The following is a 13726-nucleotide window of genomic DNA, read 5'->3' as shown; positions in this document are numbered from 1 at the left end:
AGCGCTGTATCCTAGCACCGGCAGACGTACCAAGACTATCAAGGGCGTCAGATCGTTTATCCTGCAGTTGCCATTCATCAGACAAAATCCAGTGGAACCCAATGGAAGACACCGACCTGCAAGCGCTGATGGCCAGACTCGAATTGCTAATTACTCGGGTCGAGCAACTTAAGAGTCAAAACGGACTCCTATTAGCTCAGGAAAAGACCTGGCGCGAGGAACGCGCTCACCTCATTGAAAAAAACGAAATCGCCCGGCGTAAGGTCGAATCGATGATTTCGCGCCTGAAGGCCCTGGAGCAAGACTCATGAGTTCAAGCAATAGCGTCACCGTGCAGATCCTCGACAAAGAATATTCGATCATCTGTCCCCAGGAAGAGCGCAACAACCTGGTGAGCGCCGCCCGTTACCTGGATGGCAAAATGCGTGAAATCCGCAGCAGCGGCAAAGTGATCGGCGCCGACCGTATCGCCGTGATGGCCGCGCTGAACATTACCCACGATCTGCTGCATAAGCAGGAACGCCCTGACGTGCAGGCCAGCGGCTCGACCCGCGAGCAGGTTCGCGATCTGCTCGAACGTGTTGATCTGGTGCTTTCCAGCGACACAGAGCAACCCAAGGGCTGATCCCCGCGACTGTTTAAGGTATACTCGCCCCACTCCCTGGCGTGCTTGCCAGTCGGCGATGTCCCGGAGCCGATTCGCACTACCCTGGAAGTTGCACGTTGGGCTGGTGTGCATGTCCGCTAGACGGAAAGCCTTAAAGCCTACTGCTTCTTCCACCTTGAACTTTCGGGTTCAAGGGCTTAGTCGACAGCGGTTCTGTCGGGGAGCCTGAATTCCAAACTCAATGCCAGTCTTAAGGACTGGCATTGTTTTATGAGCCGAAAAACCATGACCGAACCTGCGCCGCTTTCCCGTCCGCAACTTCGACGCATGTTACGCAACGCCCGCCGCGCCCTTACGCCGAGCGAGCAGCGCCAAGCCGCCCACGGCTTGTATCGGCAACTGGCACAGCACCCGCTGTTTCGCCGGGCCAAACATATTTCCTTGTATCTACCGACGGACGGTGAAATCGATCCGCGCCTGCTGCTGCGCGCCGCTCAGCGCCGGGGCAAGGCCACCTATCTGCCGGTGCTCAGCGCTTGGCCGCGTACCAAGATGGTGTTCCAGCGCGTGAAGCCTGGGGACAAGCTGCTGCCCAACCGCTTTCGGATTCTGGAACCAAGGGTCAATGCCAAGCGCCAGCGCAAGGTGTGGGCGCTGGACCTGGTGTTGCTGCCGTTGGTGGGGTTCGATGACGCAGGTGGCCGCCTGGGCATGGGCGGCGGTTTCTACGACCGCAGCCTGGCGTATCTGGCACGCCGTCAAAGCTGGCGCAAGCCGACGCTGCTAGGCCTGGCCCATGAATGTCAGAAGGTCGATCGATTGGCACAAGCTAGTTGGGATGTGCCATTGGCTGGCACTGTCACTGATAAGCAGTGGTATGTCGCAAAAACGCCGCTTGAAGCAGCGGCGTCTTGAAGAAGGGTTAACGCTTGAACGGTTGCGGCTGCTGTTGAGCCAGTTCAACGGGAGCATCGGTCTTGTTCGACCACAAGCTTTGGGCATACCCGGTGGTCACGACGCCCAGACCAAACAAAATCACCAAAATCCATAGTAAATCCGGTTTACGTTGCATCGATTGCCCCCCTTCAGGCATCTCGTACACGATGACAACAACGTTCCAAAGTAGTCCGTTGCAGCTGCGTCAAGCTTAAAGGCCGGCATTTTGCGGTAACGTGAACCAACACGCAAACCTTGGCGCCAACCGACTGTCGGTTTGTCATCAAATTGCCTGACAACTTGCCCACTGCCTTTTTCAGGAGCCCAAAAATGGCCTACTGGCTGATGAAATCCGAGCCCGACGAACTGTCCATCAACGGCCTGGAAAAGCTTGGCGAAGCGCGCTGGGACGGCGTACGCAACTACCAGGCGCGCAACTTCCTACGCGCCATGGCCGTGGGCGATGAGTTTTTCTTCTATCACTCCAGTTGCCCAGAGCCAGGCATTGCGGGTATCGGCAAAATTGTCGAAGCGGCCTACCCGGATCCGACCGCACTGGAACCGGACAGCCACTATTTCGACGCCAAAGCCACCCCGGAGAAAAACCCGTGGACTGCGATCAACGTCGCGCACGTCCAAACCTTCCCCAAGGTGCTGGGGCTCGGCTACCTGAAACAGCAAACCGCCCTCGCCGAATTGCCCCTGGTGCAAAAAGGCAGCCGCCTGTCGGTGATGCCGGTCACCGCCGAGCAATGGGCGACGGTGCTGGCGCTGCGCTGACGAGAACCCTGCGGTCACGCGCTCGACGCATGCATCTGCCCCTTAACCGGGTTAGGCTTGCGCTTCATTTGATCGGTATCAACGCCCCTTGGGCAGCACCGATCAAACTAGGATGCTAAAGCCGCAGGATGCACCCATGTCGACCACACCCCGCTCTTCCCACCTGTTTGCCGTTCTCTTGATCGCGTTGTTGCTCGGTGCCGGCGGCTTCGGTTACTGGCGCTCCACCCAGGACCGTCTGCCCGAAGGTCTGGGCATGGGCAATGGCCGCCTGGAATCCACCGAAGTGCAGATCGCCGCCAAGATCCCAGGGCGCCTGGCCGAAGTGCGGGTCGACGAAGGCGACAACGTCCTCAAGGGCCAACTGCTGGCGCGCATGGACACCCGCACGCTGGAAGCCCAGCGCGCCCAGGCCGAAGCCGAAGTGCTGAGGGCCAAGGAGAACTTCGCCGCCGCCGAGGCCAACGTGCAACTGCGCCAGAGCGAACAACTGCTAGCCAACCAGGAACTCAAGCGTACCCAGGAGCTTTACAAACGCGGCTTCGCCAGCGGCCAGTTGATCGACCAGCAGCAAGCCCGCCAGAACACCGGCAACGCCGCCGTGACCGCCGCCCAGGCCCAGGTCAATTCGGCAAAAGCCACCATCGGTGCCGCACAAGCCCAGGTCGCGCAGCTCACCAGTGAAATCGACGACAGCAGCCTGCGCGCGCCTATCGACGGCATTATCCAACTGCGCCTGGCCGAACCGGGTGAAGTGCTTGGCGCGGGCGGGCGCGTGTTGCTGCTGATCGACCCCAATGATCAGTACATGAACCTCTATCTACCCGCCTCCGTGACCGGACGCCTGACCGTCGGCAGTGACGCGCGGATTCTGCTCGACGCCCTGCCCCAGCAGCCGTTGCCGGCCAAGATCAGTTTTGTCGCCGCCAAGTCGCAGTTCACCCCCAAGGAAGTGGAGACTCGCGACGAACGCCAGAAACTGGTATTCCGCGTCAAATTGCACCTGACTCAACCGAGCGCCGTGCCCCAAGCCAAACCGGGCATGCCCGGCTCCGGCTATGTGCGCACAGCTGATATCGACTGGCCGGCCAATCTGCAATGACCGGCCTGGCGCTGCACGCCAAAGGCATCAACCACCATTACGGCAAACAACAGGCGCTGATCGACATCGCCTTCAGCCTGCCCGCCGGTACACGCTGCGGGCTGATCGGCCCGGATGGTGCGGGAAAATCGAGTTTGTTGGGGTTGATCGCCGGCGTTAAGAAACTCCAGGCCGGCCAATTGGAGGTACTCGGCGGCTCCATTCAGGATCGCCGTCACCGCAACAGCCTGTACCCGCGCATTGCCTTCATGCCTCAGGGTTTGGGTGGCAACCTGTACCCCGAGCTGTCCATCAGCGAGAACATCCGCTTCTTCGCCACCCTGTTCGGCCTGTCCAAAGCCGACTGCGACCAGCGCATGCACAACCTGCTGCTGGCCACCGACCTGGCTCGCTTCGCCGAGCGCCCAGCCGGCAAACTCTCCGGCGGCATGAAGCAGAAGCTCGGCCTGTGCTGCGCGCTGATCCACGACCCGGACCTGCTTATCCTTGATGAGCCCACCACCGGCGTCGATCCGCTGTCCCGTCGACGCTTCTGGGAGCTGGTAGAAACCGTACGCAGCGAACGCCCGCAACTGACGCTGCTGGTAGCCACGGCCTACATGGAGGAAGCCGAGCAGTTCGAACATTGCATGATGCTCGACCGCGGCAAACTGATCGCCGACGGTCTCAGTCGCGAACTGGCGGCAGCGACGCCGAGTGGCAAACTGGATGAGGCCTTCACCCACTTCCAGGGCGATGGCGCCCATGACAACCAGCCGCTGGTGATCCCGCCAAGGGAAAACGCCAACGCCGATATCGCCATCGAAGCGCACGAGTTGACCCTGCGTTTCGGTGATTTCACGGCGGTGAACAAGGTTAGCTTTGCTATTGGTCGAGGCGAGATTTTCGGCTTCCTCGGCTCCAACGGTTGCGGCAAGACCACCACCATGAAAGTCCTCACCGGGCTGATGCCGGCCACCGAAGGCAGCGCGACACTGCTGGGCAACCCTGTGAACGCCAAGGACCTGGCCACCCGCAAGCGCGTGGGTTTCATGTCCCAGAGTTTCTCGCTGTACGGCGAGCTCAGCGTGCGCCAGAACCTGGTGCTGCACGCGCAACTGTTCGACCTGCCCAAAGCAGACAGTGGGCCGCGTATCGATGAATTGATCCAACGCTTTGACCTGAGCAAGATAGCCGAGCAACCCTCCGGCGAATTACCCCTCGGTCTGCGCCAGCGCTTGTCTTTGGCCGTGGCCGTGCTGCATCGCCCGGAAGTGCTGATCCTCGATGAACCCACTTCCGGCGTCGACCCGGCAGCTCGGGATGATTTCTGGCGGCTGCTGGTCGAGTTGTCTCGGGAGCAAGGCGTGACCATCTTCCTGTCCACCCACTTCATGAACGAAGCCCAGCGCTGCGACCGCATTTCCTTGATGCACGCCGGCAAAGTGCTGGCCTGCGACACACCGGAGGCACTGCAACAGCAGTTCCACGGCGACACCCTGGAAGCTGCGTTCGTCACCTGCCTGGAACAGGCCCAAGGCGAACCCGAGCCTGCCGCACCGGCCAAAACCGTCAGCGAAATCAGTGCGACGCCCGTGAGCAAACGCGGCTTCAGCCTTTCTCGCCTGTTGGCCGTGGCCAGCCGTGAAGGCAAAGAACTACTGCGCGACAAAGTGCGCATGGCCTTCGCCCTCCTCGGCGCGATGTTCATGATGGTGATCTTCGGCTACGGCATTTCCCTGGACGTGGAAAACCTCGCCTTTGCCGTCTACGACCAGGACCAAAGCCCCCAAAGCCGAGCCTATCTGGAAGCCTTCCGCAGCTCGCGCTACTTCGCCGAACAGGCGCCCATCCAGGATTCCAGTGAGTTGCACCGGCGCCTGCAGCGCTCGGAAATCAAACTGGCCCTGGAGATACCGCCAGGGTTTGGCCGTGACCTCTACGCTGGCCGCCAACCCACAGTCGCCGCCTGGCTCGACGGCGGCATGCCGTTTCGCGCGGAAACCAGCCGCAACTATGTAGAAGCGGTACACCAGGGCAACCTGCAACAACTGGCCGAACTGAGCAGCCTGCCGCAGACCACCCAGGCCGCCGCCAAGCTGGAAACCCGCTTTCGCTATAACCAGGACGTGGTCAGCGTGAATGCCATCGGCCCAGGGGTGATGGCGCTGATCCTGGCGTTTATCCCAGCGATGCTCACGGCTCTGGGAATCGTGCGTGAGAAAGAACTGGGCTCGATCACTAACTTCTATGCCACACCACTGACGCGCCTGGAGTTCCTGCTGGGCAAGCAGGCGCCCTACATCGCCGTGAGCCTGATCAACCTGGCGCTGCTGGTGGCCATGAATCGCTGGCTGTTTGGCGTACCGTTCAAGGGCAGCGGCCTGACGTTGGCCTTTGGCGGACTGCTTTACGTGCTGGCCACCACCAGCATGGGCCTGCTGATTTCCGCGTTCACCCGTACTCAAATCGCGGCGATCCTCGGCACCATGATCATCACCAGCCTGCCGACCATCCAGTTTTCCGGGCTGATCGTGCCGCGCTCCTCTCTGGAAGGCGCGGCGGCACTGATGGGCATGCTGTTTCCAGCCGGGCACTTCCTGGATATCGCAGTCGGCACGTTCACCAAGGCTTTGGACCTACGCCAGTTGTGGCCGCAATGCCTGGCGCTGTTCGGGTTCTTCATCGGATTCACCGGGCTAAGCCTGATCATGCTCAAGAAGCAGGAGGCCTGATGCACACGCTCACTCATATCCTGCGCCTGGGCATCAAGGAACTCACCAGCCTGCGCCACGACAGCGTATTGCTGCTGTTCCTGTTCTACGCCTTCACTGTCGCCATCTATATGCCTGCCGCCGGATCGGTAATTGGCGTACACAACGCCAGCGTCGCCTTTGTGGACGAGGATCACAGCGCGCTCTCCAGGCAGATGGCAGAGGCGCTGCAACCGCCGGAATTCCAGGCGCCTGCGCCGCTGGCCTACGACCAATTGGACAAGGTGATGGACAGCGGCCAGTACACCTTCGTGATCAACGTGCCGGCCAACTTCCAGGCCGATCTGCTCGCGGGTCGCCAGCCCGGCGTACAGGTGAACGTCGATGCCACGGCAATGAGCCAGGCGTTCATGGGCGCGGGCTATATCGGCAGGATTTTCCAACGGGAGTTGCTGAGCTACAGCGGCCAAACCGATACCGCCAGCAAAGCCCCGGCGCTGCTGACCACACGGGCGCTGTTCAATACCAACCTGGAAGGTGGCTGGTTCCTGGCGGTGATCCAGATCGTCAACAACATCACCATTCTCGCCATCGTATTGACCGGCACCGCGCTGTTGCGTGAGCGAGAGCACGGCACCCTCGACCATCTGCTGGTGCTGCCGCTGACCGCGCTGGAAATCATGCTGGCAAAAATCTGGAGCAACATGTTGGTTGTGGTGGTGTGTACTTGGGTGTCGCTGGAGGTGGTGGTCAAAGGCTTGCTCGGCGTGCCACTGGCGGGATCGATGGGCCTGTTTCTATTCGTGACCGCGCTGTACCTGTTTGCCAGCACCGCACTGGGAATCTTCCTCGCCACCCTTGCCCGCTCGACGCCGCAGTTCGGCTTACTGGCAATCCCGGTGATTATCCCAATGCTGTTGCTATCCGGCGGCAGTACGCCACTGGACAGCATGCCCGAGTGGTTGCAGTGGGTGATGCAGGGCTCGCCGTCGACGCACTTTGTGAGCCTGAGTGCAGCGATCCTGTTTCGGGACGCGGGCGTCAGTGTGGTATGGCCGGACTTGCTGGCGCTGGCGGCAATTGGATTGTTGTTTTTTGCGGTGGCATTGGTGCGGTTCAGGAAGAGTTTGGCTTCCTGAACCGCCAGCCAGGCTGATTACTGAATGATCAGGTTGTTGAACAACAGGTCTTCCACCACCGGCTTGCCGGTCTCGTCGTTCATCACTTGCTGGGTTTGCTTGAGGGCTTCCTGGCGCAGTTTTTCCTTGCCTTCGACGGTGCTCATGGCCTCGTTGGTCTGCTGGGTAAACAGCGCCACCAACTGGTTACGAATCAACGCATCGTTGGCTTTGACAGCAGCAGCGGCTTCGGTACCGGTCACGCGCAGGGCGATATCAGCCTTGAACACCTTGAGTTTCGCCGTGCCGTCCAGGCCGTAGTTACCCACGAACGGCGGGCTCAGGCTGATATAGCTGACCTTCGGCGCCTCGCCTTCTTTGGCTTCTTCGGCCTGGGCAGCCATGGGCAAGGTCAGGGCCAGCATCAACAGGATCCACGCTTTCACAGTTCATTCCTCACATTCGGTTGCCGGGTAGCATAACGCTAGCAAGGCAGAGCACAAGCTTATGGCGGCTTATCAGGGCCGGGCATGCTCGTTGACCCACGGGCCTACCCTCCTACACTTATCGGCCACGACACCAAAAGGAATAGCCCGATGAAAGCTGTGCTGTGCAAGGCCTTCGGCCCCGCCGAAACCCTGGTGCTGGAAGAAATCGCCAGCCCGGCGATCAAGAAGAACGAAATCCTGCTGGACGTACACGCGGCGGGGGTGAACTTCCCGGACACCCTGATCATCGAGGGCAAGTACCAGTTCAAGCCGCCCTTTCCGTTTTCGCCGGGTGGCGAGGCGTCGGGCGTGGTCAGCCAAGTGGGTGAGAAGATAAGCCATTTGAAAGTCGGCGACCGGGTCATGGCACTCACCGGCTGGGGCAGCTTTGCCGAGCAGGTCGCGGTGCCGGGCTATAACGTGCTACCGATCCCGCCGAGCATGGACTTCAACACCGCTGCCGCCTTCAGCATGACCTACGGCACCTCGATGCATGCGCTCAAACAACGCGCCAACCTGCAACCGGGCGAAACCTTGCTGGTGCTCGGTGCGTCCGGCGGCGTAGGCCTGGCCGCGGTGGAAATCGGCAAGGCCATGGGCGCCCGTGTGATCGCCGCAGCCAGCAGCGCCGACAAGCTCGCCGTGGCCAAGGCCGCGGGTGCCGATGAACTGATCAACTACAGCGAAACCAGCCTCAAAGAAGAGATCAAGCGCCTCACAGACGGCAACGGCGCCGATGTGATCTACGACCCGGTGGGCGGTGACCTGTTTGACCAGGCCATCCGCGCCATCGCCTGGAACGGGCGTTTGCTGGTGGTTGGGTTCGCCAGCGGGCGTATTCCAGAGCTGCCGGTGAACCTGGCTTTGCTCAAGGGCGCAGCGGTGGTCGGGGTGTTCTGGGGCTCGTTTGCCCAGCGCCAGCCGCAGGACAATGCGGCGAACTTCCAGCAACTGTTCACTTGGTACGGTGAGGGCAAGCTCAAGCCGTTGGTGTCGCAGGTGTATCCACTGGACCAAGCCGCCCAGGCGATCAATGACCTCGGCCAGCGCAAGGCTGTCGGCAAGGTGGTCGTCCAGACCCGCTAACCGACCTGAAATGCAATCAAATCTGGGAGGGGGCTTGCCCCCGATGGCAGTGGGTCAGCTATAGATAAGCTGGCTGACCTACCGCTATCGGGGGCAAGCCCCCTCCCACATTTGATCTCCTGCGATCATAAAATCGATAACGACCCACACTTATCCATTTACGACATGTTCGTAAAAGAACATGCAATTGCTCCCATTTCCTGTGTTTGTGCATGAGAAGCGATGCTATTTTCGGTAACGAAACTGTAACATTCGCATCCGCAGTCAAAACAAGAAATTTGGAGCTCTTGAATGTTTGCTTTCTTTCGTCCTGCCGCGCATCAGGCGCCCCTGCCTGAAGAAAAAATAGACAGTACCTACCGACGACTGCGCTGGCAGATCTTCGCCGGTATTTTCTTCGGTTACGCCGGTTATTACCTGCTGCGTAAAAACTTCTCCCTGGCCATGCCCTACCTGATCGACGAGGGTTACACCCGTGGTCAACTGGGCTTGGCGATGTCGGCCATCGCCATTGCCTACGGCCTGTCCAAGTTCCTCATGGGCCTGGTGTCCGACCGTTCCAACCCACGCTACTTCCTGCCTTTCGGCCTGCTGATATCGGCGGGTGTGATGTTCATTTTCGGGTTCGCACCTTGGGCAACGTCCAGCGTGACCATGATGTTCATTCTGCTGTTCATCAACGGCTGGGCCCAGGGCATGGGCTGGCCGCCAAGTGGGCGGACGATGGTGCACTGGTGGTCGCAGAAAGAACGCGGCGGTGTAGTGTCGGTGTGGAACGTGGCGCACAACGTCGGTGGCGGCCTGATCGGTCCGCTGTTCCTGCTGGGCATGGCGTGGTTCAACGACTGGCACGCAGCTTTCTACGTGCCGGCCACTGTGGCCTTGGCGGTAGCGGCCTTTGCCTTCATCACCATGCGCGACACACCGCAATCGGTTGGCCTGCCGCCCATCGAGAAATACAAGAACGACTATCCCGAAGGCTACGACGCCAGCCATGAGGAAGAATTCAGCGCCAAGGAAATCTTCGTCAAATACGTGCTGCGCAACAAAATGCTTTGGTACATCGCCTTCGCCAACGTGTTCGTCTACCTGTTGCGCTACGGCGTGCTGGACTGGGCGCCAACTTATCTGAAGGAAGCCAAGCACTTCGACGTGGATAAAACGTCCTGGGCGTATTTCTTCTACGAGTGGGCAGGCATTCCAGGCACGCTGCTGTGCGGCTGGATGTCGGACAAGATCTTCCGTGGCAACCGTGGCCTGACGGGCGTGGTGTTCATGGCGCTGGTGACCGTGGCAACCCTGGTGTACTGGCTCAATCCGCCGGGCAACCCGATGGTCGACATGATTGCGCTGTTCTCCATCGGTTTCCTGATCTACGGCCCGGTGATGCTGATCGGCCTGCAGGCCCTGGAGTTGGCACCCAAGAAAGCCGCCGGTACGGCCGCGGGCTTCACCGGTCTGTTCGGTTATCTGGGCGGTTCGGTGGCAGCCAGTGCGGCAATGGGCTACACCGTGGACCACTTCGGCTGGGACGGTGGTTTCGTACTGCTGATCGGTGCGTGCCTGCTGGCTATCGCGTTCCTGATCCCAACGCTGTGGCACACCAACAGCGTCAGCTCGGCGCGTTAATCGCCAGAGCAACCCTTTGCACAACGCTTGAGCCGCGCCTCCAGATTCTTATCTGGCATGGCGTGGCTACGCAGGGCGTTTACGGTCTGCTCGACATAATCGCGAGTAGTGCCGTAACGCCCGCAAGCGCTTTGCAGCACATGGTTGAGCACGATATCCGGCAAGTTGCCAGCATAGCTGGGCAAGTGCCGCTCCAGGACAAACCCCAACGCCTGCACCTGACTGCCATCCTCAAGACGGCAGCTGAGCCAGTGCGGCCGGTAGGACGGGTAAGGCATCTCGCGCTGCCACAAGGCGTAAAGCGAGGCCTCCAACTGATCTTCGGGCAAGCGGTAAGCGAACCCGCTGCAAGAGCCACCGCGATCCAACCCAAACACCAACCCTGGCGTTTCCGGCGTGCCCCGATGCTCGTGGGACCACAGGTACAGGCCGCGGTGATAGCCGTGGACCCGCGCCCGCACCCGCTCGGAGGACGAGCATTCAGGACGCCAGATCAGCGAACCGTACGCAAATAGCCAGACCGGCCCACCTTTATGCCGGCCCATGGTGGCCTGCATCGAGCTCATTAACTGTTCGTGAGTGAGTTGCGGCCCCAGATCGAGCCGCGGAGGGTAAGCCAACTGCTGAAGATCGGTTTCTATGGCGGTCATGGCGAAAAGCGGTACGCCTCCTGTGTGTTACCAGTTGTAAGCAACTTTACCGTAATAAAACGCGCCGCTGTAACCGTACGGCGAAAAAGTGCTATAGGCCAAATTGCCACCACTGCTGGCGAAGGCGTTGACCTTCTCTGGGTATTTATCGGTGACGTTGTCGCCGCCCAAGGTGAAGGTCCAGTTCTTCAGCTTGTAGTCAGCCGATAAATCCAGTACCCAGGCGGCCTTGAAAGTCTGGTCGTTGACCTTGTCCGCCTGGTAGCTGGTGAACTCACCATAGCGCACCAAATTGCTGTGCAGTGCCCAATTGCCGTAGGTGAAGTCGTTACCCAAGCTCAGCTTGTGCTGGGGCGTGGTATCGCCGAGCAAACCGATGCGCTCGCGACGGTCCACCCTCACCAGGTTCGCCCCAAGGCTATCGAGGATGGCCGGGTTGGGTTTCACATCGGTCACTTTGGTGTGGTTGTAGTTGTAGCCCACGGTGCTGTTCCAGCGGATACCGCTATCGAATTGGTAGCGATAGTTGGCTACCAGATCGACGCCGTCGGTGCTGGTGTCGGTGGCGTTGGTGAAGTAGCGGGCGGTGGTGTAATCAATGTTGCCCACGCCGTTGGCCTGCAGGTAGGCACGCGTCGCCGCGTTTATGCCGAGGTTGGAGGACAGGCTGATACGGTCGCGAATGTCGATACGGTACACATCCACCGTCACCGTCAGGTCATCGGCCGGCTCCAGTACCAGACCAAGGCTGTAGTTGCGCGACTTCTCGGCCTTGAGGTCTTCAGCACCGAGCAAGCGCGCAACCTGGCTGTTGGCCGGGAAGGTACCGGCTTCCTGGATGGTGCTGCCGATCAGCTGCGATGAGGTGTAGGCAAAGTTCTGCTGGGCCAGGGACGGCGCGCGGAAACCGTTGGATACACTGCCGCGCAAGGCCACTTGCGGGGTGAAGTCATAACGGGCTGACAGCGAGCCGCTCACATTGGAGCCGAAATCGCTGTAGTCCTCATGGCGCACGGCGGCCGAGGCGCTGAGTTTTTCGGTGAAGTTGGTTTCCAGGTCCAGATACTGCGCCCAATTGTGACGAGAGCTGGTGCCCGCGTCGGCATCCCGGAAGCCGCCCAGCCCGGAGCTGCCGGTCTGGAAGTAGGACGCTGGCTCGCCCGCCTCGATTTCATAACCCTGATGCAGGTATTCACCGCCGAACGCCACGGACACCGGGTAAGGCAGCCAGCCCACGTCGAACTCGCGGGAAAGGTCCAGGCTGACTTGCTTCTGGTCGTTGCTCAGGGTGCCGTTGTCGAACTTGCGCGGTGTCGCCAGGCCCAGGGAGGTGTTGATGGTTTCAGTGCTGAGTGCGTACTGGTTCTTGCCGTAGTTGGCCGACAGGTCGTAATGCCAGTCGTACGCCAGCAAGCCACGCAGGCCTACCACCAACGACGTGTCTTCAAGGTTGCCCTTGATCAGCGGCAGGTAACCGTTGGGGTTGAGCGCCGGGATGTTGTTGGACGCATTGCTCGCGCGGTAAAACGCCGCCGTCTCGCCACGCCGCTTGCTGTAACCGCCGAAGGTGTAGAACTCGGCCGCGTCGTTGAAGGAATATTCGGAGTTGAACTGGAACTTGCCTTCATTGGTGGCCGGCTCACCTTGGCGGAACACGCGCTGGCCATAGGTGGTAGAACCGACGCTTCCGGTGCGGTAGTCATCACCGGCGCGGTTGGTGTAGTCGTTGTCAGCCCCTTCGGCCGACAGGTTGATAAAGCCGTTGTCGCCCAATGCCAGGCCGGTGTTGCCGCTGACATTGCGCTGGATGCCGTCGCCCTTCTTGTATTCGCCGAACTTGGTGGAGATCGAGCCGCCATGGTCAGCGTGCTTGAGGATCACGTTGATCACCCCGGCAATCGCATCCGAGCCGTAGCGCGCGGAAGCACCGTCTCGCAGCACTTCGATATGGTCCACCGCCGACAGCGGGATCGCATTCAGGTCCGCCGGTGCCGACCCACGGCCCACTGCGCCGCCCAGGTTGACGAAGGCACTGGTGTGGCGGCGCTTGCCGTTGACCAGCACCAGCACCTGATCAGGTGACAGGCCGCGCAACTGTGCAGGCCGCACCAATTCGGCGCCGTCCACCAGGCTTGGGCGTGGGAAATTGATTGATGGAATAAGGCGCGCCAGCACTGCGCCCAGCTCATCGGAGCCGGTGCTGCGCAGACTGTCACCGGAAATCACATCGATGGGTGACAGTGAAGCACTGGCCGTACGCTCCTGAGCGCGGGTGCCGGTGACAATCACGGTGTCGAGTTTGGGTGCATCGGTGGCGGACGTTTCGGCCGCAAAGACTGGATTGAAGCTCACAGCGGTCAGCAAATTGGCCGACAAAATCGCCGAGTACAGCGCGTGTTTCTTGTAGCTCCCCATACCGCTCCCCTTTCCCTTATGAATCAGTAATCAAACATCAGAACGTCAGTGCTCTGAGCTCATACGATCGATCCGGCTGGCGGGCGGTGGCGGTCAGTTGTTGGTGATTGGCAGAAAATCGGTAGTCCGTTGCGATATAGCTTAAAGATATTCATGTAACAAATTAAATACCTTTAAGGAATAAGAGAATGCATAAGCCCAGGGTCCCCTCCGTCAGGATTA

Annotated in this window: 13 protein-coding genes and 1 other RNA gene; 10 read left to right on the top strand and 4 right to left on the bottom strand. The window is 60.2% G+C overall.

From position 1 onward, the window contains the following. Positions 1 to 101: 101 nt before the first annotated feature. The 4 genes from ACEN2T_RS25780 to ACEN2T_RS25765 all read left to right on the top strand — a co-directional run bounded on the left by ACEN2T_RS25780 (position 102) and on the right by ACEN2T_RS25765 (position 1522). Entirely contained in the window at positions 102 to 311 is a 210-nt protein-coding gene (locus ACEN2T_RS25780) for a TIGR02449 family protein (protein WP_007982902.1), read from the top strand. Continuing rightward, positions 308 to 625 carry a cell division protein ZapA gene (locus ACEN2T_RS25775; RefSeq protein WP_027608375.1) on the top strand — a complete coding sequence of 106 codons (318 nt, stop codon included), beginning with the start codon at positions 308 to 310 and terminating at the stop codon, positions 623 to 625. Before ACEN2T_RS25780 ends, ACEN2T_RS25775 begins: the two co-directional genes overlap by 4 nt. Before the next feature lie 30 nt (positions 626 to 655). After that, a non-coding RNA gene (gene ssrS / locus ACEN2T_RS25770) (6S RNA) lies at positions 656 to 834 on the top strand. Between the two features lie 58 nt (positions 835 to 892). Further along, entirely contained in the window at positions 893 to 1522 is a 630-nt protein-coding gene (locus tag ACEN2T_RS25765) for a 5-formyltetrahydrofolate cyclo-ligase (protein WP_032884520.1), read from the top strand. A 7-nt stretch (positions 1523 to 1529) separates the two neighbouring features. Here the strand turns inward: ACEN2T_RS25765 and ACEN2T_RS25760 are convergent, their stop codons facing one another. After that, entirely contained in the window at positions 1530 to 1679 is a 150-nt protein-coding gene (locus ACEN2T_RS25760; RefSeq protein ID WP_010207387.1) for a hypothetical protein, read from the bottom strand. A 194-nt stretch (positions 1680 to 1873) separates the two neighbouring features. Here ACEN2T_RS25760 and ACEN2T_RS25755 point away from each other — a divergent pair, with 194 nt between their 5' ends. The 4 genes from ACEN2T_RS25755 to ACEN2T_RS25740 all read left to right on the top strand — a co-directional run bounded on the left by ACEN2T_RS25755 (position 1874) and on the right by ACEN2T_RS25740 (position 7257). Next, a complete protein-coding gene (locus tag ACEN2T_RS25755) occupies positions 1874 to 2323 on the top strand; it encodes an EVE domain-containing protein (RefSeq protein ID WP_032884287.1) in 450 nt (149 codons plus the stop codon). Between the two features lie 136 nt (positions 2324 to 2459). Next, a complete protein-coding gene (locus ACEN2T_RS25750) occupies positions 2460 to 3425 on the top strand; it encodes an HlyD family secretion protein (protein ID WP_442117775.1) in 966 nt (321 codons plus the stop codon). Beyond that, complete coding sequence (gene rbbA, locus ACEN2T_RS25745; protein ID WP_442117774.1) at positions 3422 to 6139, top strand: ribosome-associated ATPase/putative transporter RbbA; 2718 nt, start codon at positions 3422 to 3424, stop codon at positions 6137 to 6139. Before ACEN2T_RS25750 ends, rbbA begins: the two co-directional genes overlap by 4 nt. Beyond that, on the top strand, positions 6139 to 7257 hold the full coding sequence (locus tag ACEN2T_RS25740) for an ABC transporter permease (protein ID WP_032884291.1): 1119 nt from the start codon (positions 6139 to 6141) through the stop codon (positions 7255 to 7257). Before rbbA ends, ACEN2T_RS25740 begins: the two co-directional genes overlap by 1 nt. A 17-nt stretch (positions 7258 to 7274) precedes the next feature. Here the strand turns inward: ACEN2T_RS25740 and ACEN2T_RS25735 are convergent, their stop codons facing one another. Then, on the bottom strand, positions 7275 to 7682 hold the full coding sequence (locus ACEN2T_RS25735) for a flagellar basal body-associated protein FliL (protein ID WP_032884296.1): 408 nt from the start codon (positions 7680 to 7682) through the stop codon (positions 7275 to 7277). A 150-nt stretch (positions 7683 to 7832) separates the two neighbouring features. Here ACEN2T_RS25735 and ACEN2T_RS25730 point away from each other — a divergent pair, with 150 nt between their 5' ends. Together ACEN2T_RS25730 and glpT are read left to right on the top strand one after the other, a co-directional pair. Beyond that, positions 7833 to 8810 (top strand): NADPH:quinone oxidoreductase family protein, encoded by a 978-nt coding sequence (locus ACEN2T_RS25730; protein ID WP_442117773.1) that lies wholly within the window; start codon positions 7833 to 7835, stop codon positions 8808 to 8810. A 291-nt stretch (positions 8811 to 9101) separates the two neighbouring features. Then, positions 9102 to 10439 (top strand): glycerol-3-phosphate transporter, encoded by a 1338-nt coding sequence (gene glpT / locus ACEN2T_RS25725; protein WP_032884299.1) that lies wholly within the window; start codon positions 9102 to 9104, stop codon positions 10437 to 10439. Here the strand turns inward: glpT and ACEN2T_RS25720 are convergent. Together ACEN2T_RS25720 and ACEN2T_RS25715 are read right to left on the bottom strand one after the other, a co-directional pair. After that, on the bottom strand, positions 10436 to 11089 hold the full coding sequence (locus ACEN2T_RS25720) for a gamma-glutamylcyclotransferase (RefSeq protein ID WP_032884300.1): 654 nt from the start codon (positions 11087 to 11089) through the stop codon (positions 10436 to 10438). The genes glpT and ACEN2T_RS25720 overlap by 4 nt on opposite strands. Positions 11090 to 11116: 27 nt before the next feature. Next, entirely contained in the window at positions 11117 to 13504 is a 2388-nt protein-coding gene (locus ACEN2T_RS25715; RefSeq protein WP_032884301.1) for a TonB-dependent receptor plug domain-containing protein, read from the bottom strand. Between the last annotated feature and the right edge of the window lie 222 nt (positions 13505 to 13726).

Origin of the sequence: Pseudomonas sp. W22_MBD1_FP4 (assembly GCF_052113765.1) — a bacterium.
Classification (GTDB): domain Bacteria; phylum Pseudomonadota; class Gammaproteobacteria; order Pseudomonadales; family Pseudomonadaceae; genus Aquipseudomonas; species Aquipseudomonas sivasensis.
Note: the sequence above shows the minus strand (reverse complement) of the source record. Positions and strands in the feature narration are given on the sequence as shown.